General features: G+C 56.3%; 23 protein-coding genes. 13 read left to right on the top strand and 10 right to left on the bottom strand.

The window, feature by feature from the left end:
* The first annotated feature begins 131 nt into the window (after window positions 1-131).
* The gene (locus tag ACR0DK_RS06150; protein WP_480735212.1) at window positions 132-911 is read left to right on the top strand and encodes a metallophosphoesterase; all 780 of its coding nucleotides are present in this window, start codon (window positions 132-134) and stop codon (window positions 909-911) included.
* 4 nt (window positions 912-915) lie between these two features.
* Here ACR0DK_RS06150 and ACR0DK_RS06145 read toward each other — a convergent pair whose 3' ends face one another.
* Window positions 916-1440, bottom strand: coding sequence for a CBS domain-containing protein (locus tag ACR0DK_RS06145; RefSeq protein WP_170393976.1), 525 nt, complete (start codon window positions 1438-1440; stop codon window positions 916-918).
* Window positions 1441-1560: 120 nt separating this feature from the next.
* Between ACR0DK_RS06145 and ACR0DK_RS06140 the strand changes: the two genes are divergently transcribed.
* From ACR0DK_RS06140 to ACR0DK_RS06110, 7 genes are all read left to right on the top strand, one after another.
* Entirely contained in the window at window positions 1561-1746 is a 186-nt protein-coding gene (locus ACR0DK_RS06140) for a hypothetical protein (protein WP_480735210.1), read from the top strand.
* A 67-nt stretch (window positions 1747-1813) separates the two neighbouring features.
* Entirely contained in the window at window positions 1814-2839 is a 1026-nt protein-coding gene (locus ACR0DK_RS06135) for an FAD:protein FMN transferase (protein ID WP_480735208.1), read from the top strand.
* Window positions 2840-2854: 15 nt separating this feature from the next.
* Window positions 2855-3085 (top strand): (Na+)-NQR maturation NqrM, encoded by a 231-nt coding sequence (gene nqrM, locus ACR0DK_RS06130; protein ID WP_170393970.1) that lies wholly within the window; start codon window positions 2855-2857, stop codon window positions 3083-3085.
* 15 nt (window positions 3086-3100) lie between these two features.
* Window positions 3101-4771: a sulfatase-like hydrolase/transferase gene (locus ACR0DK_RS06125; protein ID WP_480735206.1), complete on the top strand. Its 1671-nt coding sequence runs from the start codon at window positions 3101-3103 to the stop codon at window positions 4769-4771.
* Between the two features lie 86 nt (window positions 4772-4857).
* Complete coding sequence (gpmI, locus tag ACR0DK_RS06120; protein ID WP_480735204.1) at window positions 4858-6375, top strand: 2,3-bisphosphoglycerate-independent phosphoglycerate mutase; 1518 nt, start codon at window positions 4858-4860, stop codon at window positions 6373-6375.
* Window positions 6372-7505, top strand: a complete 1134-nt coding sequence (locus ACR0DK_RS06115; protein WP_170625670.1) for a peptidase M23 — start codon at window positions 6372-6374, stop codon at window positions 7503-7505. The genes gpmI and ACR0DK_RS06115 overlap by 4 nt, the downstream gene beginning before the upstream one ends.
* A 6-nt stretch (window positions 7506-7511) precedes the next feature.
* Complete coding sequence (locus ACR0DK_RS06110; RefSeq protein WP_480735203.1) at window positions 7512-8855, top strand: S41 family peptidase; 1344 nt, start codon at window positions 7512-7514, stop codon at window positions 8853-8855.
* Window positions 8856-8902: 47 nt separating this feature from the next.
* Here the strand turns inward: ACR0DK_RS06110 and ACR0DK_RS06105 are convergent, their stop codons facing one another.
* The 3 genes from ACR0DK_RS06105 to ACR0DK_RS06095 form a co-directional block, all read right to left on the bottom strand.
* Window positions 8903-10429 (bottom strand): MFS transporter, encoded by a 1527-nt coding sequence (locus tag ACR0DK_RS06105; protein WP_480735201.1) that lies wholly within the window; start codon window positions 10427-10429, stop codon window positions 8903-8905.
* A gap of 63 nt (window positions 10430-10492) precedes the next feature.
* Window positions 10493-10858, bottom strand: a complete 366-nt coding sequence (locus ACR0DK_RS06100) for a hypothetical protein (RefSeq protein WP_170407248.1) — start codon at window positions 10856-10858, stop codon at window positions 10493-10495.
* 10 nt (window positions 10859-10868) lie between these two features.
* The gene (locus ACR0DK_RS06095; protein ID WP_223118635.1) at window positions 10869-11630 is read right to left on the bottom strand and encodes a DUF6478 family protein; all 762 of its coding nucleotides are present in this window, start codon (window positions 11628-11630) and stop codon (window positions 10869-10871) included.
* 233 nt (window positions 11631-11863) lie between these two features.
* On the opposite strand from ACR0DK_RS06095, the gene ACR0DK_RS06090 reads away from it, so the two are divergent.
* The 4 genes from ACR0DK_RS06090 to ACR0DK_RS06075 are packed head-to-tail and all read left to right on the top strand — an operon-like array spanning window position 11864 to window position 18111.
* Complete coding sequence (locus tag ACR0DK_RS06090; protein WP_223118636.1) at window positions 11864-14959, top strand: ABC transporter transmembrane domain-containing protein; 3096 nt, start codon at window positions 11864-11866, stop codon at window positions 14957-14959.
* A complete protein-coding gene (locus tag ACR0DK_RS06085; protein WP_223118637.1) occupies window positions 14949-15848 on the top strand; it encodes a CPBP family intramembrane glutamic endopeptidase in 900 nt (299 codons plus the stop codon). The genes ACR0DK_RS06090 and ACR0DK_RS06085 overlap by 11 nt, the downstream gene beginning before the upstream one ends.
* 59 nt (window positions 15849-15907) lie before the next feature.
* Window positions 15908-16840 (top strand): acetyl-CoA carboxylase, carboxyltransferase subunit beta, encoded by a 933-nt coding sequence (accD, locus tag ACR0DK_RS06080; protein WP_170393952.1) that lies wholly within the window; start codon window positions 15908-15910, stop codon window positions 16838-16840.
* Window positions 16837-18111 (top strand): bifunctional folylpolyglutamate synthase/dihydrofolate synthase, encoded by a 1275-nt coding sequence (locus ACR0DK_RS06075; protein WP_480735197.1) that lies wholly within the window; start codon window positions 16837-16839, stop codon window positions 18109-18111. Before accD ends, ACR0DK_RS06075 begins: the two co-directional genes overlap by 4 nt.
* A 43-nt stretch (window positions 18112-18154) precedes the next feature.
* On the opposite strand, the gene zapE is transcribed toward ACR0DK_RS06075, so the two are convergent.
* Window positions 18155-19213 carry a cell division protein ZapE gene (gene zapE, locus ACR0DK_RS06070; protein WP_223118639.1) on the bottom strand — a complete coding sequence of 353 codons (1059 nt, stop codon included), beginning with the start codon at window positions 19211-19213 and terminating at the stop codon, window positions 18155-18157.
* Between the two features lie 148 nt (window positions 19214-19361).
* On the opposite strand from zapE, the gene ACR0DK_RS06065 reads away from it, so the two are divergent.
* A complete protein-coding gene (locus ACR0DK_RS06065) occupies window positions 19362-20603 on the top strand; it encodes an MFS transporter (protein WP_223118640.1) in 1242 nt (413 codons plus the stop codon).
* Window position 20604: 1 nt separating this feature from the next.
* Here the strand turns inward: ACR0DK_RS06065 and ACR0DK_RS06060 are convergent, their stop codons facing one another.
* The 5 genes from ACR0DK_RS06060 to ACR0DK_RS06040 form a co-directional block, all read right to left on the bottom strand.
* Window positions 20605-21225, bottom strand: coding sequence for an HAD family hydrolase (locus tag ACR0DK_RS06060; RefSeq protein ID WP_170625675.1), 621 nt, complete (start codon window positions 21223-21225; stop codon window positions 20605-20607).
* A gap of 141 nt (window positions 21226-21366) precedes the next feature.
* On the bottom strand, window positions 21367-21822 hold the full coding sequence (locus ACR0DK_RS06055; protein WP_170393941.1) for a YaiI/YqxD family protein: 456 nt from the start codon (window positions 21820-21822) through the stop codon (window positions 21367-21369).
* A complete protein-coding gene (sthA, locus tag ACR0DK_RS06050) occupies window positions 21819-23279 on the bottom strand; it encodes a Si-specific NAD(P)(+) transhydrogenase (protein WP_170393939.1) in 1461 nt (486 codons plus the stop codon). The genes ACR0DK_RS06055 and sthA overlap by 4 nt, the downstream gene beginning before the upstream one ends.
* 3 nt (window positions 23280-23282) lie before the next feature.
* The gene (gene fghA, locus ACR0DK_RS06045) at window positions 23283-24116 is read right to left on the bottom strand and encodes an S-formylglutathione hydrolase (RefSeq protein WP_170663463.1); all 834 of its coding nucleotides are present in this window, start codon (window positions 24114-24116) and stop codon (window positions 23283-23285) included.
* 102 nt (window positions 24117-24218) lie between these two features.
* Window positions 24219-25148, bottom strand: a complete 930-nt coding sequence (locus ACR0DK_RS06040) for an AEC family transporter (protein WP_170509273.1) — start codon at window positions 25146-25148, stop codon at window positions 24219-24221.
* Between the last annotated feature and the right edge of the window lie 68 nt (window positions 25149-25216).

Below are 25216 nucleotides of genomic sequence, written 5' to 3'. Positions count from 1 at the left end.
GCATCGGTCGGTTCCAACCCTTGGGACCGACCATTTTCATTTTTAGGTCTGATGTTGGGCAGGCTGCCAATATCAACGTCTGCATTTGGCGAATGCTGCTCCATATTTTTCCGCATTAGGCAGCAGGTCTTATGTTAACCGGATGGATCAAAAGGCTTATCGCATCTCAAACACCGTCTGATCAGCCGGTGAATCTGTATTCATTGGCGCCTACAGAAAAATTCTACGCAATCGGAGACATACATGGGAGGTTGGATCTTTTACAACGGCTCCTACCTGCGCTGGATAACGACTGTCCGGTGGTGTTTGTAGGCGACTATGTTGACCGGGGCGGATACAGCGCGCAGGTGTTGCGTCAGCTACACCACCTCGACACGAACCCTGAAACCCGGGCGATCTGCCTGAAAGGCAATCACGAAGATATGCTGCTTGGGTTTTTGTCTGATCCAACACGGATGGAGCGTGTCTGGCTGTATAATGGCGGTGCTCAGACTTTGGCTTCGTTTGGGCTTGCTGATATTGACCAGTCCAACCCGCAAGCCGTTGCCGAACAACTGCAGCAAGCGATGGGACAACCGCTTTTGGACTGGCTGCATGATCGGCCGCTGACCTGGACGAGCGGGAATGTAACGGTTGTTCATGCCGCGCTTGATCCTTCGCAGCCGGTCGATCGGCAACAGGACAGAACTTGCCTTTGGGGGCATCCTCAGTTCCGCAAGAAACGCCGGAAAGACGAGCAATGGGTGGTGCATGGCCATACCATCGTCGACGAAGCTCGGGTCGAGCATGATGTCATTTCGATTGATACAGGTGCGTTCATCACCGATCAGTTGACGGCTGCGGAAATCTCGCCTGGTTCTGTCCGATTTATCTCGACCGCGAACACCGGAATCGCGCGCGTATCGGTGTAAGTCGCTAGCCTACGATCATTTGCTTCATTCTAAGTGCTTCATATTCCAGTTCTTTCAAGCGGAAATGAACCACGTCGCCAATGGTGATCACCCCGCGCAGATTCCCATCACTCAATACCGGCATATGCCGGAACCGGCCCTCGGTCATGGTTTTCAGCACGTCGTTCAGATAGTCTTCGGGGCTGCAGGTTTTGACCTCGGTCGTCATCAGATCGGCCACCGATTGGGGTAGGGTCTGGCCGGGCGTTTCCGCCATACGGCGCACGATGTCACGTTCGGACAGGATACCCTGCAGGGCACCATTTTGATCCGTCACAACAACGGCCCCGATGCGTTTTTCGCGCAAGATATCCACGACCGAGTGAATCGTGTCGTTGGGCCGCACCGAAAAAACGGCATCCCCTTTGCCTTCCATCAGTTTCGCAACCGTTGTCTGGGTATGCGACAGATTGGTCTCAACTGATTGACTGCGGGTTGTCGCCGCGGCCTTGTCGCCGCGTGTCGGAGGCTGGTAAGAGCTTGGGGCCATGGGCGGTCTCCTCTTTCACCGGTATTGTCCTTACAACCTACCTTACCGCAGGGACCGGCCCTGTATAGGGTGCAATTTCGAAAACCGGCGTAACTTGGCCACTTCAAAAGGAAATTGCTTGTGAGCAACCTGTATCTGACGCCACCAGTTGCCGCGCTGATATTCTTTATCGTGGTGGTCTGCGGCCATAATTTTCGCATGGCTTGGAAACAGCAATCGGAAGGTTGGCAAAAGCGCGCTTGGCTGTTTGGCGTCCCGGCAGCAATCGGGCTTTTCGCATTGGCGTTTTTGCCGCTCGAGATTTGAGGCCGGTTTGACTCTGAACAGGCTCACTGGCATATGCCGGGCAAGAACACTCCCGGGAGATTGCACCATGCGCCCACTGATCGCACTGGCCTTACTTTTGACTGTTTCGGCCTGCTTGTTTGGCAAAGAGCCTGACGTGGTACGCCTGTCCGGCGAGACGATGGGCACCACGTTCAACATCACCGCAATCGGCGATGATTTGGACGAAGCAGCGCTGGGGCAAGCGGTTCAGGAGACCCTGGCGCAGGTCAATGCCAAGATGTCCAACTGGGACCCGAAATCCGAGGTCTCGACCTTCTCGGCCTCAGGCAGCACGGACCCCATGCAAGTGTCAGACGAATTTGCCTTCGTCATCGAGGCCGCAAATGAGGTTCACGAGAAATCCGGTGGTACGTTTGATGTTACCCTTGGTCCGCTGATCGAATTGTGGGGGTTTGGACCGCGAAAACCTGAAGACCCAATTCCGGCAGATGACGAGATCGCGACAGCGCTTGGGCAAGTGGGACAAGCGCGGTTGTTAGAATTGGATCGCGGAGCGGGCACTTTGGCCAAGTCAGAGGCCGGAGTCGGAATCAACCTGTCTGCGATTGCCAAAGGCTATGGCATCGATGCGGTTGCCGCACAGCTGCGCGAGGCCGGGATCGAGAACTATATGGTCGAGATCGGTGGTGATCTGGTGACCATGGGCGAGAATGACAAAGGCGAAAGCTGGCGGATCGGGATCGAAAAACCCGAGACTGGCGCGCAATCAATCCAGTTGATCGTGCCGCTCGACAATCTGGGAATGGCGACCTCGGGTGATTACAAGAACTTCTTCGAACAGGACGGGGTGCGCTATTCGCATATCATTGACCCGACGACGGGCCGCCCGATTACTCATCGCACCACTTCGGTTACTGTTTTAGCAGACAACGCCATGATGGCGGATGCGTGGGCAACGGCGATGCTAGCATTGGGTCTGGAAAAGGGTCTGGAACTGGCCGAAGAGCATAAACTTGCCGTGTTCTTCATCTCTCGGGATGTGACAAGCGGAGAAGAAGCCTATATCACCGTACAAAGCAGCGCCTTCAAGGATGCGCTGGGGACCAACTGACCGGTAGGAACCGCTATGAGCACCTTTATTCTGGCCTTTTTCCTGTTGCTGATCGTCATGGTTGGCATGGCGCTGGGTGTGATGTTGATGGGCAAAACCATCAAAGGCAGCTGCGGTGGCCTGAACGCGATCTCGGGTGCCGATAAATGTGTGGTCTGTCAAAAGGATATCGATCCCGACAGCCCTCTGCGCGACCAGTTGCAGTGCAAGCGTGCGAAAAAGATGCTGCAACAGATGGAAGGCTAGGATAACCCTCTTGGCATGAACAAAGCCAAGAACGTCCTCTTCATCATGTTCGACCAATTGCGCTGGGATTACCTCAGCTGCTACGGACATCCACATCTGCATACGCCAAATATTGACCGTCTCGCCTCGATGGGTATGCGGTTCACACGGGCCTACATCCAGTCACCGATCTGCGGCAGTTCCCGTATGTCGACCTATACCGGCCGCTATGTGCATTCGCACGGCGCGTCATGGAATGGAATCCCGCTGAAAGTTGGTGAGATCACCATGGGCGATCACTTGCGCAAGGCAGGGATGGATTGCTGGTTGGTAGGCAAGACTCATATGCGTGCAGATGCCGAGGGTATGGCCCGTTTGGGGCTTGAGCCCGACAGCCTGATCGGCGCGCGCGTCGCTGAATGCGGGTTTGATGTCTTTGAACGCGATGACGGGATGCGCCCTGAAGGGCCGGATGGGTTTTATGACCCAGATGGCGCCAAAAGGTACAACGAGTATCTGAAAGACAAAGGCTATGAGAGTGACAACCCCTGGCACGACTTCGCCAATTCGGGGCTAGATGAAGAGGGCAATGTACTTTCAGGTTGGTTCCTGAAGAATTCGTCAGAGGCCGCGAATATTGCCGAGGAAGACAGCGAAACGCCTTATCTCACCTCTCGCGGCATGGAGTTCATGGAAAACCATGAAGGGCCGTGGTGCTGCCACCTCAGCTATATCAAACCGCATTGGCCCTATATTGTGCCGGAACCCTACGCCTCGATGTATGGTCCCGAACATATTCTGCCTGTCATTCGGTCCGAAGCTGAACGGCAGAACGCTCATCCGGTGCTGAAAGCGTTCATGGATACGAAAATCGGCCAGACCTTCTCGCGTCAGGATGTACGCGAGGCCGTGATCCCAGCCTATATGGGCCTGATCAAGCAGGCTGACGACCAAATGGGGCGGCTGTTTGACTGGATGGATCAGACCGGACGAATGCAGGACACGATGATCGTGCTGACCTCGGATCACGGGGATTTTCTGGGCGATCACTGGATGGGAGAGAAGACCTTCTTCCATGACGCCTCGACCAAAATGCCGCTGATCATCTTTGATCCATCGCCCGAGGCTGATGCCACACGCGGCACCACATGCGATGCATTGGTCGAATCCATCGATCTAGCGCCCACGTTTCTGGAGGTTGCAGGCGGTGAACCCGCAGGGCACCTTCTGGAAGGGCATTCATTGCTGCCCATCCTGCACGGTCAGGCCGAAAGCACTCCGCGCGATGTGGTGATTTGTGAGTACGACTACTCCGCATCCCCCATTGCGCAGACACTGTACGCCTCGGTTCGGGATGCGGTCATGTTCATGGTCGCAAACGAGAAATGGAAGCTGATCCATTGTGAAGGGGGCTATCGCCCGCTTTTGTTTGATCTAGAGAATGATCCGAGCGAGCTGACGGACCTGGGCGAAAGCGATGAACATGCAGACATCATCGCCGAGATGTATGATCACCTGTTCACCTGGACGCGGCGCCAGTCGCAGCGCACGACCCGGTCGGAAGAACAACTGCTAAACATGCGTGGATCAAGCCGAGGAACAGGCGTGGTGATCGGTATTTACGACGAAAACGAGATGCCGCTTGAGCTGACCGTTAAATACCGCAACCGCAAAGCGCGACCCTTTGGGGACTACAAGACAGATTAATTCTTCATTCGCGGCCCTAATGACGGTTCAACCTTGAGCGGGCAGGGGGTAGAAGACAGCAACGCCGCCTCAATCGGAGAGCTTTCATGACCGCCCCAAAGCCCGTTGTCCTTTGTATCCTTGATGGTTGGGGCCTATCCGACGACACCAAGGCCAATGCGGTTTATCTGGCAAATACGCCAACCTTTGATGCTCTCATGGCTGAAGGTCCTCATGCGCAACTGATAACGCACGGGCCGGATGTGGGTCTACCTAGTGGTCAGATGGGTAATTCCGAGGTTGGTCACACCAATATCGGGGCTGGGCGCGTGGTTGCGATGGATCTGGGGCAGATTGACCTAGCCATAGAAGACGGTTCTTTCTTTCACAATGAGGCGCTGCAGAGCTTCATCGCTAAGGTGAAAGCTGCAGGCGGGACAGCGCATCTGATGGGGCTGGTATCGGATGGGGGCGTGCACGGGCACCTGGATCACATCGTGGCTGCCGCCAAAGCGGTTACCGATGCGGGTGTGCCTGTGGCGCTACATGCGATCACCGACGGGCGCGATGTGGCCCCGAAATCGGCCTTTACCTATATCGCCGAACTCGAAGACCGGTTGCCCGATGGCGCAAATGTTGTCACCGTCTGTGGGCGCTACTTTGCCATGGACCGCGATAATCGCTGGGAACGCGTTTCCGAGGCCTATGACGCAATAGTCAAAGGTCAGGGGCGCACCGTGGCCTCGGCCCATGAGGCCGTCGACCATGCCTACGCCCAATCCGAAACCGACGAGTTTATCGCGCCCACGGTTCTTGCTGGTTATTCCGGTATTAAGGACGGTGATGGGTTCTTTTGCCTGAACTTCCGCGCCGACCGTGCCCGAGAAATCCTGCGGGCAATTGGGGAGCCCGGTTTTGCTGAGTTCGACAACGGTCCGCGCCCGCAGTTGTCGGCGTTACTGGGCATGGTTGAGTATTCCGATGGCCATAACGATTATATGACGACCGTATTTCCCAAGCGGGATATCGTGAACACGCTGGGCGAATGGGTTGCTAAGCAAGGCCTGCGCCAGTTCCGGCTGGCCGAGACCGAGAAGTACCCTCATGTCACTTTCTTCCTGAACGGTGGCAAAGAGCAGCCTGAGGGTGGCGAGGATCGCTTCATGCCCAAATCGCCCAAAGTGGCGACATATGATTTGCAGCCCGAGATGTCCTCGGCCGAAGTGACAGAAAAGTTCGTCGAGGCGATCCACGGCGGATATGATCTGATCGTCACCAACTACGCCAATCCAGATATGGTTGGTCATACCGGTGATCTGCAAGCTGCGATTGAAGCCTGTGAAGCTGTTGATCAAGGGCTGGGGCAGGTGGTTGCAGCGCTGAAGCAGGTCGGGGGTGCGATGATTTTGACCGCAGATCACGGTAATTGTGAAATGATGGTTGACCCGGAAACGGGCGGTCCACATACGGCGCATACGCTGAATCCCGTGCCTGTTGTTCTGGTCGGCGGCCCCGAAGGGGCAAGCCTGCGCGATGGGCGCTTGGCCGATCTTGCTCCAACTTTGTTGCAGCTTATGGAATTGCCGAAACCCGTTGAAATGACAGGGGAAAGCTTGCTGACATGAGATTGCACCCGATCGTTGCTGCAGCGCTGATTTGGGCCACCCCTGTCGTCGCCCAAACCAGCCCGTCAAAGGCGGCACTAGAAGCGGCCGAGATGCTGGAGCAAGCCTCGATCGCGTTGACTGAGGCCGAATCTGCCCGCGACCGGGTCAAAGCTCTGACCGAAACCATAAAAGCCTACGAGGCTGGTCTGAGCGCCATGCGCGACGGCCTGCGCCGCGCGGCCTTGCGCGAGGCGCAATTGACTGCAGAATTGCAGGTACAAGAGCAGGAGGTAGCGCAGCTGTTAGGTGTTCTCCAGACGATCGAAACCACCGCGCCTCCGGTACTTATGCTGCACCCGTCCGGCCCACTAGGGGCCGCGCGCACTGGTATGATGTTGTCCGAAGTCACGCCTGGGTTAAACGCGCAGGCTCAGGCGCTAGCAAACGAATTGCAAGAGGTACAGACACTGCGACAGCTTCAACAAAACGCTGCCAATACGCTGACCGAAGGGTTGGAGGGTGTTCAGGATGCCCGCACGCAGCTTAGTGAGGCGATAGCGGACCGGACCGATCTGCCGCGCCGTTTCGTAGAAGATCCTGTGCGTACAGCGATCCTGATATCTTCGACCGAAACGCTGGATGGGTTTGCCAGTGGGTTATCCGAGATCACCGATGGTGAGATTGAAGATACAAATGCAGATGTCTCGGGCCGGAAAGGTCAAATCGCCTTGCCCGCACAAGGGGTCATGCTGCACCGGGCGGGCGAAACGGACGCAGCGGGGGTAACGCGCCCCGGGCTGGTGCTGGGCACGCGACCCCGCGCATTGGTCACCGCGCCAACGGCTGCCACGATCCGTTACCGCGGGCCCTTGCTGGATCTCGGGAATCTTGTGATCCTTGAACCCCAGCCCGGATTGCTATTCGTGTTCTCAGGTCTGCAAGAGGTATATGGTCTGACCGGGGAAGTGATACCCGAGGGTACTCCGGTAGGTTTGATGCCGGGTGAAACTCCGGAAATCGGCGCTATTATGTCAACAAGCGGTGATGGCACTGGAACTGACTGGTCAGAAACGCTCTATATAGAAGTAAGACAGGATAACAGCCCAGTGGACCCGGAATCATGGTTCCGGACGGACAAGGATGGATAAACGAGTATGAAGAAATTTGTGATGGCCGGACTGGCCGGCACCGTGGCAGGGATAGTCGCAACAACACAGATCGCAGGCCCTCTGCTTGCGCAAGAGGCCGAGAACAAGGCAAGCGTTTATGAACAACTTGATCTGTTCGGTGACATTTTCGAACGTATTCGCGCCCAGTATGTCGAAGAGGTAGAAACCGACGAGCTGATCGAGGCTGCGATTGACGGGATGCTGACCTCGCTAGACCCACATTCCAGCTACCTGTCGCCTGATGATGCCGAGCAGATGCGCGTGCAGACACGTGGCGAGTTTGGCGGGCTCGGTATCGAAGTCACGCAGGAAGAAGGCTTTGTCAAAGTTGTATCGCCCATCGATGACACCCCAGCGGATGCTGCTGGTATCGAAGCGGGCGATTTCATCACTCATGTGGATGGCGAGAGCATTTTGGGGCTGACGCTGGATAAAGCCGTGGACCTGATGCGCGGCCCGGTGGGATCGGAAATCGTGATCACAGTCGTGCGTGAAGGCGAGCAGGAGCCATTCGACGTAACGATCGTTCGCGACACGATCAAGCTGACCGCAGTTCGTGCACGTACCGAAGGTACAAGTGTCGTGTTGCGTGTCACGACCTTCAATGACCAAACCTATCCGAACCTTAAGGAAGGACTGGAAGAACAGATTGAAGAGGCCGGGGGCATCGAAAACGTCAATGGGATCGTTCTGGATCTGCGTAACAATCCCGGCGGGTTGTTGACTCAGGCCATCAAGGTCTCTGACGCATTCCTGGATGAGGGCGAAATCGTCTCGACCCGGGGTCGCAATCTCGAAGATGGTGAACGATTCAACGCAACACCCGGCGATCTGACCGGAGGCAAGCCCATCGTTGTGCTGATCAACGGTGGTTCGGCCTCGGCGTCGGAAATTGTCGCGGGCGCCTTGCAGGATCACAACCGCGCCATCGTGGTTGGCACAAAGAGCTTCGGCAAGGGATCGGTGCAGACGGTCATGCCGCTTCGGGGTGACGGGGCAATGCGTCTGACAACCTCTCGCTACTACACGCCCTCGGGTCGTTCGATTCAGGCGCTTGGCGTCAGCCCGGACATCATCGTCGAACAACCACGCAACAACCTGGTTGACGAGGAAGAAGAAGATACAAACACCCGCACCCGGTCCGAGGCCGATCTGCGCGGCAGCCTGAATAATGACAGCCTCAGCGAGGACGAGATTCGCCAGATCGAAGAGGATCGCGCCAAAGCCGAAGCCACCGCAGAGCTGCGCGAAGAGGATTATCAACTGGCATATGCCATCGATATCCTCAAAGGCCTGTCCGCGTTCAATCCGACCGGGCCGTCACAATAAAGGGGAGGGGGCCGCCATCAGCGGCCCTATTCTCGCACCCTGAAGCGTTACCCTTCGAACTTGTGCAGTTTTTTCTCATCCAGCATCAGCGCCAGGACGATTCCAGCAGCGACTGAGATCGTGGCGAATACAAAAGCCATATTCATTCCGGTATCAAAGGCCGCCGCAATGGCGGCCTGAACCTTTTCAGTTTCACCTGAATTCAACTTTTCAAGCACTGCTTTTGCCGAGTCTGTGTTCAGCGTTCCACCATTGATCGCTTTCTGATCAGCCTCGGACATTTTGATGCCTGACGCGGTCAATCGGGTTTTCAGGCTGGACAGGCTTGTCACATACATGACCGCCGTCGCACAGGCGACCGCGATTGCCCCATAGACGAGATGGGTCATGAAACTCAGGCCGCCAACCAGTCCGGCGCGTTCCGGCTTGACCGCGCATACAGCGGCTGTTCCCGAAGGCCCGACCGTCAGCGTTGCGCCCAAACCAATCAGCGCCATTCCGGGCAGAATCTGAAAATATCCGGTCCCGGAAGGCATGATGACAACGCTTGCCGCCCCGACTGTGGCGCAAATATATCCCCAAAACAGCAGTCGCTTGGGCCCAAAATCGTTATACAGCGTACCCGAGACGATTGATCCGACCGCTAGCAACACCGTCAGCGGTGCCAAACCCAGCGCCGATTGGAACACAGACCATCCCAAGACTTTTTGCATATACTGCGGAAAATATAGCAGCCCGACAAAAGCTGCCGAGACGTTGAACATATTCAGACCCAAGGTAATCAGAAACTCTCGGTTCTGCATCAACTGAGGCATTAGCAAGGGTTCCTTGACCCTCTTTTCGACTTTCGGAAACAGGAAGAACAAAACGGCGCTGACAAAAAACAGCAGCAAAAGCGGCAGCGAAGTCCAGCCCCAATCGGCACCAACATCCAAACCGTAAAGCAAGAGCAAAACTGCAAAAGACAGGATGCCCATCCCGGCAAAGTCGATGTGTTCACCTTTCTTATGCTCGGTCTCACGCTCCATCAGCAGGATCGCAGTCGTCATCGAAATGCTGGAAAACACCACATTGGCGAGGAAAAACAACCGCCAATCACCCAGATTGACCACCGCGCCGCTAATCATCGGTCCAAAGACATTACCCGTGGTGACACCCGCCAGTATCAGCCCCATCACCAATGCGCGGTGTTCTTCTTTCGACACTTTGGTGGCTCCAAATGCCAGTGTGCAGGGCCACACGCATCCCGCCCCGATCCCCTGCAAGGCGCGTGCGCCGATCAGGTAGTCCAATCCGGGTGAGACAAAGCATAAAACCGACGCAAACAGAAAGATCGAAAGACCGATGATCATCATCTTGCGATGACCATACATGTCACCCAGGCGACCTCCGGCCACCATCGTCATGGCAAAGAACAGAGCGTAAATATTCAGAACCCACTGGGTGCTGGTGATGTCGGCGTCAAAGCTGTTTTCGATTGCCGGGACCAGCATGAGGGCACCGGTAAAATCGATCCCGATCCCGAAACCCGTCACCATCAGCGCGATGACCTTTATGATGCTGTTGCGATCCATAGGCCAATCCAATGATGCACGTATGGACCTGAAAAGATAGGGACAATCCTATCGGTACTGTGGTCAGGTTTCGCTTTGAGATGCCTGAGAGCGGCGGAACGCGCGCTTTAACATGTCCAACTCGGCGCGCAACAAAGCGACTTCGGCCCTCAAGTCATCTGCGGCGGGTGAACCGGCGATGATGGTGAAATCCCCCAGCTTATGGCCTGTTGTTCCATCGTGAATCACGACAGTATGGACACCTTCCGACAGGGCGGCGGGCGGCACAGGGATGCGCAAGGCCCAGCCATCTGTTGCTGGTTCCAACTCAACATCAGTCAAAGGCTCACCAAGAAACAGCACCTTGATCTGAGGGGGGCTTTCGCTGGTCAAATGGCCTTCCCACAGGCCGTTTTCGAAGCGGATTGGTGTCAGGGTGGTATGAGACATTGAGTACCCTTTACAGATCAGCCCGGTGGTAACGGCAGAATGTCAGGTCACGAAACACCACACGGTTCATCGCGGGTTGATCAATGATCAGATCCAGCCAGAGTTTTTCAATTCGACGCTCATTCACGTTCAGATGGGCCAGATCAAAATCTACAGTCGCCGCAGGTGTTGAAAGATCAAGTTCGCGCAGAACCTGCTCGGTATTTGGGCCATGCTGAATGTTCAGGCGGGCGAAGACTACGGTAGAACGCTCGTACTCAACCAGAGTGTCGACCCGCATCAGATGCTGGCGGGACAGATTTATGGCGGCATCCGTGGGCAGATCAATGGAAAGCGACAGGAAAGATCCCTGAAAATCAAATACCTCAACGGCCAGACTGAAAGGCGCCAAATCCTTGTCTCGCCGATTTCGGATTTGCTGCAGCCCGATCTCGACCTGGCTGCAATCGTGAAACAGGATGACCTGCCCATCCATCCGCGCCTTGCGCGGGGCCGAGGCTATACCTTTGCGGATCAGTGGCGTCCGCCACAGGTCCGGTCGCCACGACCAATCCGTTCCCAAGGGTTTTGGAAACTGGGTCGCCCCAATCAAGGGTTGGATCAGGCGAGCATCAGCTTTTTGAATTGCTTGTTCAAGTTTGCCGCGCAACCGCCGGGCGTCATCACGTTGGCGGCGAAGCTCAGGCAGTGCGAGGTGGTCAGACTGCTGCGCGGCACGCTGCCAGCGCCCCAGAGCCTTTAGTTGAATATATCGATCCAGTAATCTGCCCATCGCCCCATCTTTCAAGACAGCCCCTCTTTAGTCAAAGTCGGGGTAGGGGACAAACCAGTCTTACTTGATTAGCGGATAAATCTTCCCGAATCCTAAATGTGATCTCCTATCCAGCTGGTTTCTGCGTCGCAAAGAGCCGCCATTCTTGCAATAGCTCGGGCCGAGGCTTACCGTCGGCGCTCGGGCAATCGGCATTTGTCCCGGATCATACAGGCTCATCATGAGGCAGGGGAATGGAACCCACCCTATTTTCATTCATATGGAAGCATTCGAAAAAACAGCAATTGGTCCTGCTATTGCTGACCGTTCTGTCATTTCCGTTCCTTTACGCTTCGTTGGAGCTTCCCAAGCAGATCATCAACGACGCGATTGGTGCGCCCGCTGACACCGTGACAGCACTTGGTATCACCGTGACACAGGTGCAGTACCTGCTGATTCTGTGCTTTGCCTTTTTGGCAACTGTCATCGCCAGTGGCGTGATGAAAATGCGCATCAATACCATGAAAGGCATTCTCGCCGAGCGGATGTTGCGTCGCCTTCGCTTTACCTTGATCAGCCGCTCGATGCGCTTTCCCAAATCCTATTTCGCCACCACCAGCCAAGGTGAACTGGTATCGATGATCACGTCCGAGGCCGAACCCATGGGCGGGTTGATGGGAGATGCCATCGCGCAGCCCGTTTTTCAGTTCGGCCAGATGATGACGATCGTCACGTTTCTTTTCATGCAAAGCGTGTGGTTTGGTCTGGCCAGTATTGCATTGATCCCTTTGCAGGCTTGGCTGATTCCCAAATTGCAGCGTCAGATCAACCTTCTGAACAAGGATCGCATTCAGGAGGTCAGGCGGCTGAGCTCTGAGATTGGCGAAAGTGCTGCTGGTATCAGCGATCTGCGCACCAATGGCGGCTGGCGCTATCGTCTGGCGCAATTCAGCCATCGGCTAGGAACCTTGTTCGAGATCCGCTTTAAGATCTACAACAAGAAGTTCTTCATGAAGTTCCTCAACAATCTGATCACTCAGATGACACCCTTCCTGTTCTATTCAGTGGGCGGCTATCTGGCGATCACGGGCGAGGTGACAGTAGGCGCATTGGTCGCCGCGTTGGGTGCATATAAAGACCTCAGCGGCCCTTGGAAGGATCTTCTGACCTACTACAACCAGGTACAGGACATGTCACTGCGCTGGGAAATTGTGACCGAACGGTTTGCCCCATCGAATATGATACCCGAACAGTTGTTTGAGGGCGTCCCCGAGGCGATCCCGCACCTAACCGGCGATATCGAACTGCGCAACGTGACCGTTCGTGATGATGACGGCAAGACCATACTTGAGGATATTGATCTTACCATTCCCCAAGGCGCTCGGGTTGCGATTCAGTCGAAACACGCTTCGGAACGCAGTGCGCTTGCGCAGTTGCTGACGCGCGAAGTGCTGCCGGTTCAAGGCGAGGTTCTGATGGCTGGCCACAACCTCAACAGCCTGCATCAGGCGGTGATTGCGGCGCGGATCGGCTATGCCTATTCACGCCCTTACCTGTTCGACGGAACATTGGGTGATAACCTGCTAATGCCGCTGCGCACGCATCCTCAACACGAAAGTGGTTCATTGCAGGCCCCCTCACGCCGCCAGATCGAAGCCGTGCGCGCCGGGAACCCACCCGATTCACTGTCCGATGAATGGATCGATCCAAGCCTCGCGGGTCTTGATGACATCGAGGATATTCGCGATTGGTGGTTCCAGCTTGTCGAAGCGATGGGCATTGATGAATTTATGTTCCGGCGCACTTTGCGCTCTCAGTTCGACCCGGAAGTACACCCGGTGCTGGCGAAAGAAATAGTCGATCTGCGAGATACCGTTGCCACACGCCTGCAAGAGCGCGGGTTGGACAAGTATGTCTATCGGTTCGATCCTGACCAGTTCAATCCCGCCGTGCCCTTGGGCGGGAACCTGCTGTTCGCTTCACCGACGCATGATATCGCACCGGACATTCTGGCGGGGGACCACCGCTTTCTGTCGTTGCTTACGGGCAATGGCCTGGATGATGACGCGCTCAGCATCGCTCAGGCCGTTCTGGAAACCCTAAACCAGACTTTCGGGCGAGATGGGGCCGATCACCCATTGTTCTTGCGGCTTGGCATGTCAAAAGACATGTACCACCGTCTGCTTGACATCGAAGAGCGCCGCAAAACCAAGGGCGAAGAAGCCATCGGCGATCAGGAACGTGCGCTGCTGTTGACCGTCCCATTCATGCTGACCGCTGAACAAATCGGCCCGAGTTTCCCTGAGGAGTACAAGGACAAAATCCTTTCCATTCGTCACAGTCAGGCCGAACGGCTGCGGGGCGCTATGGGTGCGATGTTCGTGCCGGTGTCACCGGACGTCTACGTTCCCCGCCTGACAGCAATGGAAAACGCTCTGTATGGTCGGGTATCCATCATGGCTGGTGCTCATGCAGAAGAGATCGAAGATCTGGTCGCGGAGGTTCTGAACGAGGCCGGGCTGCGCCGAAGGGCCGCCGCGATCATCTACGACCTGCCGTCCGGGTTAGGTGGGAACAACCTTCCGACAGTGTTTCAGGAGCGTGCTGCCTTTTCTCGTGCCGGGATCAAACGCCCCGATATCCTGATACTCGACAAGGCACTGGCCAGCCACGACTCTGAAAGCCGCCTGCGGACCCGTCTGAAGCTGCGCGAGTTATTACCCGACTCGATTATGATCTTTATGGAGGATCATTTTGCCCATCCGGAAGCCTATGATTTGTTTGTTGAAATAAAGGACGGTCGCATCGATGGTGTCTCACGCGTGTCCACCGATGCCGAAGACACCGGGACGGACGACCTGAGCCGGAAACTCAAGATCATTTCTTCGACCGAGTTGTTTTCACGAGTCGATGGGCGCAACCAGCGTCTTCTGGCGTTTTCGGCCCAATGGTACGAGGTCGCGGCAGGTCAAACCATTTTCGCACGTGGCCAGGCTCCCGATGCGGCGTATTTGTGTATTTCAGGTTCGGCAAGCCTGAATTGGCTGAATGAACACGGTGAAATGCGTTCGCTCTCGATAGTAGAACCCGGGCGCCTTATCGGCGATCTTGCGATTATCACCAATGAGCCGCGACAATTGGATTTGGTGGCCCTCACGGATTGCTCGTTCCTGCGGATCGGCGCGGAGGAATTGCGTGCTGTGATTGAAAGTGACGCGGGCGTTGCGATGAGGCTGCTTGAAACCGTGGCCGGATACCTGTCCACGGTGTCCGAGCGGTTGCGTGACCCCAACACTCCAATTGGGGATGACCTGCCTTCGGTAAGTGCTGAGCAAACCGATGAGCACTAATGAAAGGCGGGGGGCCTATTCAAGTCATCAGCAATTGCTAGGTGCCGCCCGCAGATATCCCGAGATATGGCGCTTGTTGGCTGGTCTTGCGCTGGTCTCAGTGGTTGTGGTCACGCTCAATGCAATCTTGTTCGCAATCGTTGCCAGTCTTGGCTCATCAGGATCGGCGGTCACATTCTTGAATGGATCGTCGCCAACAGCGCTCCTTATTGTGCTCTCCAGCTTTATTTTTGTCACTATTGGCGTGGCGTTGGGGGCACGACTATTTCAGCACCGGTCACTTGCCTCGGTCCTGGGCGAACAATCCATCGCAATCTGGCAGTTTTGGCGCGTTGTTCGCGCATTGCTTCTGCTGGGTGCAGTCATATTCATACTCCCCCCCTATGACCTTGGTGCACCATTGGTGGCGAACCTCGCGTTAACCAAATGGCTTTTGCTGCTTCCCTTATCCGCTGTTGCGGTGCTGATTCAGACCAGCGCCGAGGAAATCCTGTTCCGAGGCTATATGCAACAGGGCCTCGCCGCGCGGTTTCGGTCTCCGCTGATCTGGATGGGTCTGCCATCAATCTTGTTCGCAGCTGGCCACTACAGCCCCGCGACGGTCGGAGACAATGCGGTCTTGATTGCCATCTGGGCGCTGACATTTGGGCTTTTGACCGCCGATCTGACCGCGCGAGCGGGTACGCTGGGCCCCGCCATTGCGCTGCATTTTTTCAATAACATCGCGGCTCTGCTTGTCATTTCGTTTCCCGACAACCTTGGTGGCCTGGCCTTGTTCCATCTTCCTTATGAGGCATCGGACGCCGAAGCGTTGCGACCTTGGTTGCTAGTCGACTTTGCGCTGATGATCGTGGGGTGGCTCACCGCAAGATTGGTCCTCAGGCGCTGATTGCATTTCCCGGCATTGCGTCTTATTTGACGTCAACGCCGCATTATCAAGGTTCCGACATGAACTGGATCACAAACTACGTCCGCCCCCGGATCAATTCGATCTTCTCGCGCCGCGAAGTGCCCGAAAACCTTTGGCACAAGTGTGATGAGTGTGGAACCATGCTGTTCCACCGCGAATTGGCGGAAAACCAGAATGTCTGCACCCAGTGCGACCATCACATGGCAATCACGCCGCGCGATCGGTTCCAACATCTGTTTGATGGCGGTATTTTTTCCGAGGTTGATGTCCCGGCACCGAAAGACGATCCCCTGCAGTTTCGGGATCAGAAAAAATACCCTGACCGTATGAAGGCGGCCCAGAAAAAGACCGGCGAGAAAGAAGCGATGCTGGTCGCCGTTGGCGAAATCGGCCGTACCCCGATCGTGGCAGCCGCGCAGGATTTTTCGTTCATGGGCGGATCGATGGGCATGTATGTAGGCAATGCCATCATTGCTGCAGCACAGGAGGCTGTTAGGCTACAGCGGCCCCTGATCCTGTTTTCGGCAGCCGGCGGCGCGCGGATGCAGGAAGGCATTCTGAGCCTGATGCAAATGCCGCGTACGACGGTCGCAGTGGAGATGCTTAAAGAAGCAAACCTGCCCTATATTGTTGTCCTGACCCACCCGACTACAGGCGGCGTTACAGCCTCGTACGCGATGCTGGGTGACGTTCATATTTCGGAACCCAATGCCCTAATCTGTTTCGCCGGACCCCGTGTGATCGAACAGACCATTCGTGAGAAACTGCCCGAAGGATTCCAGCGCGCTGAATATCTGCTGGATCACGGGATGCTCGACCGAGTGACCAAACGCACCGAGATGCGGGATGAGCTGATCACCATCACCCGAATGCTGATGAAGCAGCCCCCTGCGGTCAAAGGCGACCTTCCTGCGCCCGAGCCGGAAGAAGCCCCAACCGAGGCACCCACCGAGGACGCGGTCGAAAAATGACCTCCCCATCTTCGGATGCCATCCTAGACCGGATGATGGCGCTGCACCCCAAGATCATCGACCTGACCTTGGACAGGGTATGGCGTTTGCTGGCGGCAATAGACAATCCTCAGGTTAAGCTGCCTCCGGTCATTCATATCGCTGGGACCAATGGCAAGGGCTCGACCCAGGCCATGATCCGGGCGGGGCTTGAAGGGGCAGGACATGCGGTCCATGCCTATACCTCACCTCATCTGGCCCGGTTTCACGAGCGAATCCGACTGGCAGGTGAGCTGATTTCCGAACCCGACCTTACCGCCGTGCTGGATGAGTGTTACGCCGCCAATGGCGGTGAGAACATCACCTATTTTGAAATCACCACCTGCGCCGCGCTGCTGGCATTTTCCCGCACCAAAGCTGACTATACGCTGCTCGAAGTCGGGCTGGGCGGGCGGCTGGACGCCACCAACGTGATCGAACGGCCCGAGTTGACGGTCATCACCCCCGTCTCGATCGACCATGAGCAGTTCCTGGGCGACACTTTGGGCAAGATCGCCGCTGAAAAAGCCGGAATCATCAAGCCGGGCGTTCCCTGCATCGTCGGCCCGCAGCAGGATGAGGCGCTGGAAGTCATCGAATATACCGCAGCCCGTCTGGGCGCTCCGCTATTGGTCCACGGGCAGCACTGGCATGTTCATATTGAGAACGGTCGCCTTATTTATCAGGACGAAACCGGTTTGCGCGATCTGCCTATGCCAAACCTACTGGGTGCTCATCAGATCGAAAATGCAGGCGCGGCTCTGGCTGCGTTGCGCCACCTGCAAATGGGCGATGATGCCTACGAGGCCGCTGTGGCCAAGGCCGAATGGCCCGCGCGCATGCAGCGGCTAAAAACCGGTCCTCTGGTCGAGCAGGCCCCTCAGGCTGAGTTGTGGTTGGATGGTGGTCACAACGCGGCTGCAGGCACTGCTTTGGCCGAGGTTCTAGCCTCACTACCAGAACGTCCCACGCATTTGATTTGTGGTATGCTGAATACCAAAGATGTCACCGGTTATCTCGCGCCATTGGCCCAAAGGGCAGACAGCCTGACGGCCGTATCGATCCCGGGTGAGCAGAATACGCTGAGCGCGGACGAAACCGCCGCCGCTGCTGCTAAGGTGAATCTGGCCGCCACAACAGCAGACAGCGTCACAGACGCGCTCGCCGCAATCACCGCTCAAACCCCTGATGCACGCATTCTGATCTGCGGGTCGCTTTATCTTGCGGGAAACATCCTTAGAGAAAACGCCTGATCCTCCGCCTGATGAAAAAGATCCTGCGCCAGGGCAGCACCCCCTATCTGCCCCAATCCTTGTCTTGCATCTCCCGCAGGCGCGAGGCCGTACGCTCAAACTCAAAAGTTCCTTCTCCTTCGACATAGAGCATCTCGGGCTCGGCAGCGGCGGAACAAATCAGCCGAACTTTCGCCTCATAAAGCGAATCGATCAGGGTGACGAAGCGCTTGGCCTCATTGAAATTATTGCGTGACAAACGCGGGATATCTTCAAGAACCAGTACCTTCAGCGCTTCTGCGATGGCCAGGTAGTCTCCCGGACCCAACATTCGTCCGCAGAGGTCATAAAACGAGGCCCGTGCAACGCCGTTGCGAAAGGCGGGCAGGACAACTTCGCGACCCTTCACCTGAAGAGCCAGCTCTTCTGCCGGTCCACCCGACAGATCATTCCAAACCCCACGAATCTTCTCCCGCGCTTCGGGCCCGATGGGGGTGAAGTAAACCGGCGAGCCTTCAAGTCGGTTCTGCCGGTAATCCGTGGGTGAAACCAACTCCCACACTTCCAGTTGCTCTTTGATGTGCTGTATGAAAGGCAGAAAAAGCTGCCGGTTCAACCCATCCTTATATAGATCATCCGGATGTCTGTTCGAAGTCGTAACGATAACGACACCACCCTTGTAGAGCAGATCAAACAACCGCCCCACGATCATCGCGTCGGTGATATCGATGATCTGCATCTCATCAAAGGCCAGCACCCGCGCCGATTTGATGACTGCATCGGCTACAGGGACCAGCGCGTCCTCAACGCCGTCTTCACGCGCCTTGTGCAGACCGGAATGGATTTCCTGCATGAACGCATGAAAATGCACCCGTCGAACTGGGATTTCACCCAATGTCTCGACAAACATGTCCATCAACATCGACTTGCCGCGCCCAACACCTCCCCAAAGATACAAACCCTTAGGTGGCGGCGGCGCTTTGCGGAAAAATCCACGCTTAACCGGTTCGGCCAAGGTTGCCCGAATGCGCTCAAACCGGGGCAGCACAGCCTCTTGCGCGTCGTCCCGGGTCAGTGTCCCATCAGCAATAAGATCTTCATAGTGTGAAATTAGATCCGTCATGAGTTGAGCCATACCGATCGCTTCGTGTGTTGAAAAGAAACCTTTTTTCCAGACACATCAATTTTGCTGAACTGGCGTCACAAAACTCCTGAATTGACGCGCCGAGTTGTACCGCTAACGTCTGCTGGGACCAATCTTCGGAGCCTTAATGTCGCAATCCACCCGTTTGCTGAACCCGATCCTGATCGTCGGCTGTATCGTAATTACAGTCAGTTTTGCCGTACGCGCCTCTTTTGGTGTGTTCCAGATACCGATTGCGGATGAGTTCGGCTGGCTACGCAGCGATTTTTCGATGGCGATCGCCATACAAAACCTGGCTTGGGGGATCGGCCAGCCGATCTTTGGCGCCATTGCGGAAAAGATAGGTGATCGGCGCGCCATCGTTCTGGGCGCTCTGACCTATACGGCGGGAATGGTCCTGACGGCATGGTCCGTTACCCCGTTTGAACATCAGATGTATGCTTGGCTCGTGGGTTTCGGGATCGCTGGGACGGGGTTTGGCGTGGTCCTTGCGGTCGTAGGTCGTGCCTCATCGGATGCGAACCGCTCGATGTCATTGGCGATTGTCACCGCAGCGGGCAGTTTCGGGCAAGTCATTGGCGCACCCACAGCAGAGTGGTTGCTGACTTTCTTACCCTGGCAGCAAGTGTTTCTGATCTTTGCGGTGGCTATCCTTGCATTGATTCTGACATTGCCATTCATGCGCGCGCCTCAGCCCATCAGCAGGACGGAGCTAGAGGAGAGTATGGGGCAGATCCTGTCCAAGGCATTCCGCGACCCGTCTTATTCGCTGATTGCGATCGGCTTTTTCAGTTGTGGCTATCAACTGGGCTTTGTCACAGCCCATTTCCCCGCCTTCGTCACCGAGATGTGCGGCCCGATCCAACCCGGTGGCTTCTTACATTCGATGGGGATCACCACAACTTCAGCCTTGGGGGCGATTGCGATTTCGTTGATTGGGTTGGCCAATATCGGCGGAACCCTTTTGGCCGGATGGGCTGGAAATCACTTTCCGAAGAAGTACCTGCTCGCGGCGGTTTACACCGGCCGAACGCTTGCCGCAGGTGCCTTCATCGTGTTCCCAATCACGCCCTTGTCCGTGATCGCATTCTCGCTTGTGATGGGATCGCTCTGGTTGGCGACCGTACCGCTAACATCTGGCCTTGTCGCACATCTCTATGGCCTGCGGTACATGGGCACGCTCTACGGGATCGTATTCCTGAGCCATCAGATCGGCAGTTTTCTGGGCATCTGGTTAGGCGGGCGCATGTACGACCAATTCGGTGATTACACCATGGTTTGGTGGATCGGCGTCGCTATCGGAGCGTTCAGCGCCATCATTCACCTGCCCATCCGCGAAAATCGTTCACCAACCGGCGTGACAGCCTGAGCTATGCGGCCTCTTCAGCGGTCAGCAGCCCCTCAGAAACCAATCGATCCGCCCAACCCTGCGGATCGATGAAGTGATGCGTTTGCCATCCGCGCGCCCTTGCTGTTTCGATATTCTCGATCCTGTCATCTGCAAACAAAAGCGCCGAGGGAGGGATGCCGCAATCGGCCTCAACCATTTCGTAAATTGGCATATGAGGTTTGACCGTCTTCATCCGACCCGAGACGTATTGACGATCAAACTCATTCAGAAACGGATAAACGGTAGTGGCATAGTCAAAATTCTGAACCCCAAAATTCGTCAGGGCAAAGACCGGGATCTTCTTGGTCCGCAACGCGCGCAGAAGTCGCGCTGAATGTGGGATCTCGGGCGCGGCCAGTTCGATCCAGTTGTCATGCCACATTCGGATTTCATCGCGCCATTCCGGGTACTTGTCCGCCCAATTGTAAATCGTATCCGTGAAATGATGGCCCTGATCTACCAGATCATTCATCCCATGCAGATCGACCTCGTCAAACATGGCGCGACGACGATCCTCGCCGATTACCCGATCATAATAGCGCTCGGGCTGCCACTCGATCAGCACATTTCCGATGTCAAAGATGACGGCTTCAATGGCCATGACTTAATCCCATACCAGTTCAATCACAACGACTGAACCAATCGCAGGTCAGAGATGCAAGCGCCAACCGCAGCGCGGCACGCGCTGCCCAGCCCAACGGAAGGATATGCATCTTTGATGCGTCTCTGACCGGCGGGAGCACTACCTGCGAAGGGCAGCGCGTATCTCGCGCTCAAGCGCATCCAGAAAACGCGAACGGTCGGCTTTGCCAAATGGTTTTCCTCCGCCACCTGTCCCCAGCGGGTTTGCCGCGCGAAGGTCCGCCATCAGATCGCGCATTGCCAATTGCTGACCGATATTGGCCGCGGTGAAAGCCTCACCACTGGGCCGAAGCACGCGTGCTTCGGCTTCAATACACTTGGCGGCCAGCGGTATATCAGAGGTAACGACAATATCGCCGGTGCCGCAGCGTTCGGCAATCCACTTATCCGCCTCATCTGCTCCCGAGGCGACGATCACTACCTGCACCAACGGGTTGGCAGAGGGGCGTAGCCCTCCGTTTGAGACCAGAACCATCGGCACCTTGTGCCGGGTTGCCACCCGTTCAGCCTCGGCCTTGACCGGGCAGGCATCCCCGTCGATGTAAAGCGTCGTCACGCCTCTTTGACCTTTGGCGCTGACTTTGCCTTTGGCGTCGATTTGCGCACCTTGAATTCGTCCGGAATGGGCATCCGGTTAAAGGCATCCAGCCCCGCGATTTTGTAAGCTTCGGCAAGGGTCGGATAGTTGAACGTGTTCTGCACGAAGTAATCCACCGTGCCTTTCAGGTTCAGCACCGCCTGCGCGATATGGATCAGCTCGGTTGCGCCTTCGCCGACAATCTGAACCCCTAAGACCCGGCGGGTCTTGAGCGAGAACAGCATCTTCAGCATGCCATGCTCCAACCCCATGATGTGCCCGCGCGAGGTTTCGCGGAACCGGGCCACACCCACTTCGTAGGGAATACCACGCTCCTGCAGTTCTTCCTCGGACATCCCGCAGGTTGAGATTTCGGGGACCGAGTAGATCCCATACGGATACCAGGGGCTTTCCGGCAGGGTTGGAGTCTCCAGCGCATGACAGGCCGCGACCCGCCCTTGTTGCAACGAAGTTGAGGCCAACGACGGATGCCCGATGACGTCTCCGGTGGCATAGATATGCGGCACCGAGGTCTGATAGGTCTTGCGGTCCACGCTGATACGATTGCGATGATCCGTTTCAATGCCAACCGCGTCCAAGTTCAGCGCCGAGGTCGCCCCCATCCGGCCGGCTGCAAACAGCAGCATCTCGGCCCGGACGTGCCGCCCATTGTCCAGCGTGATCTCAACATGGCTACCGGCGTCTTCTATTTTCTCGACGGCTGCCCCCAACCGCAGATCGACGCCATTTTCACGGATCTGATGTGTGAAATCGTGGATCAGTGTCTTGTCGATGAAATCCAGAAACGTCTCGCGCGGTTCGATCAACGTCACCCGGACATCAAGCGCCGAGAACATAGTTGCATATTCAACGCCGATCACGCCCGCACCGATCACGCAGAGCGAACGCGGGATTTCCTCCATCTCAAGGAAATCATCCCCATCGACGACAGTTTTGCCATTGAAAGGCACGTAATCTGGCCGGTAGGTCTTGGTGCCGGTGGCGATCAGGAATTTGGCTGCTGTCAGACGCGTGGATTCGCCTGCATCCGTAGCCACCTCGATCTCGTGTGGCCCCGTGAACGTCGCCAACCCGTTCAGCGTTTCAACATGGTTGCGGTTGAACTGATGCTCCAGCACATCGACCTCATGATCGAGTGTCATGTGCAGCCGTGCTTTCAGATCCTCGGCGCTGATCTGATCCTTGACCCGGTAGGAGCGCCCATAAAAACTGCGCTCGCGCCAGCCTGACAGGTTCAGCACCGTCTCTCGCAAGGTTTTCGATGGGATCGTTCCGGTGTGAACAGAGACACCACCAAAACGATCTTTGCGGTCAATCACCAGCACCCGGCGCTGCAATTTGCCTGCCTGAATCGCCGCCGCCCGGCCTGAAGGGCCCGAGCCGATGATGATCAGGTCATAGTCATATTTGCTCATGCCTCAGTCCCCATACAGCGCTTCGGCGTGGAAGGTGATGTGATCCTCCATAAAGGTGGACACGAAATAATAGGAATGGTCATAGCCGGGCTGCAGTCGGTAAGTGGCCTGCTGGCGACGCTCGGCAATTGCCTGCGCCAGTGCCTCCGGGCGCAACAGATCCATAAACTGATCGTTTGCACCGGTGTCGATCAGGACCGGTCCGTCAAAGCCTGTGCTTTTCATCATCGCCGACGCATCATGCTTGGCCCATGCGGTCTCATCATCGCCTAAATACGCGCTGAGTTGCTTGCGACCCCAATCCGCCCCCATGGGGTTCGAGATCGGCGAGAAGGCCGAAACAGACCGGTAACGCCCGGGCAGGTTCATCGCCAGCGTTAATGCGCCATGCCCACCCATCGAATGCCCGGTGATGGCCTGACGATCAGGATCAATCGCAAAGTTCTCGGCCAGAAGGGCCGGCAGCTCTTCGGCAACATAATCCCACATGTTGAAGTGAGGCGTCCAAGGGCTTTGCGTGGCATTGACATAGAACCCTGCGCCTTGGCCAAGGTCATAGTCTTCGTGATCTGCCACGCCTTCGCCGCGTGGTGAAGTGTCGGGGAACACCAGCGCAATGCCCTGTTCGGCCGCCCAACCCTGGGCACCCGCCTTCGTCATGGCGTTTTCATGGGTGCAGGTCAGGCCCGACAGATACCACAGAACAGGAACGGGGCCGTCCTTGGCTTCGGCCGGAAGAAAAAGGCCAAATGTCATATCACATTTGCAGGCCGAGGAAGCATGGCGATAAACGCCCTGCACACCACCAAAACAGGCATTTTCCGAAAGGGTTTCCATCAAGCTGATCCTTACGTTGTGTCCGGGCCATGGCTAACGCTCTGCAGCGTCGGCGTAAAGTGCAGCCACCTCTGGAAAGCTCATTTTTCGAAAAGGTGAAGATCAGAATCCGCTGACCCATCCTATCGCCAGCGGGACGGTCAGAATGCTGGCGATGGTAGATAACAGGATGGCAGCAGATGCCCGTTGCGGGGCCACACCGTAGTGCGCGGCCAGCATGTAAACATTGCCCGCTACTGGTAAAGACGCCGCCGCGATTGCGACCATCGCCGGAAAGGCGGCAACCGGGATCAGCCAAATCACCATTAGTGCGACGAAAAGCGGATGCAGCACCAGCTTGCAAAAGCTTAACCAACCCGCGATCTGGATGCGCTCGGCCGATTTGTCCGCCAGTGATGCCCCGATGGCAAATAACGCACCTGGCGTAGCAGCGCCGCCCAGAATCGTCAGAAAATCATTCAGAGGCACCGGTACAGGCGCTTTTAATGCAGACCAGAGCAATCCGGCGGAGATTGACAAGATCATGGGGTTTCTCAGCAGGCCAATCCCGATCAGGCGCATCGTCCCCAGGCTGAGCCGACCATCGCGGCCACCGTTGATCAGGATCACGATCAATGAGGAAAACACAACCAGATCAACTGTCAGCACCAACATCACTGGACCTATGGCAGCTTCGGAGAATAAAAGCGCAAGCATGGGCAGGCCCAGAAACCCAACATTGCCAATAGCAGCACATTGCGCCTCGACCGCGGCGGTGGGGATGTCCAGCCCTCGGAGATAAGCGATAGCCGTCGCCAGCGCATAGACGCCAGCAGTGCCGATCAGATACCCGATCACCAGCCGACCGTTGAAAATTTCGGCAAAGGGCAGGGTGGCGGCAAACCGGAATAGCATAGCCGACAAAGCAAAGAAAAACACGAACTTGGTTAGATATGCTGTCGCCTCGGGAGGGAAAAACCGGCTGCGTCCGGCCCAGAACCCCAGGCCGATGATTGCGAAAAAGGGGAGAGTGCGCAGAAATATCTCGACCATGGCAACGTGTTAACATGGCTGGTCAGGCTCGCAAGGTTGACGCACGGTCGGCGGTACGATTGAAGCCG

Source organism: Ruegeria sp. CE6, from assembly GCF_056537485.1.
The sequence above is the reverse complement of the archived record's forward strand: the minus strand, read 5'-3'. Positions and strand labels throughout refer to the sequence as shown.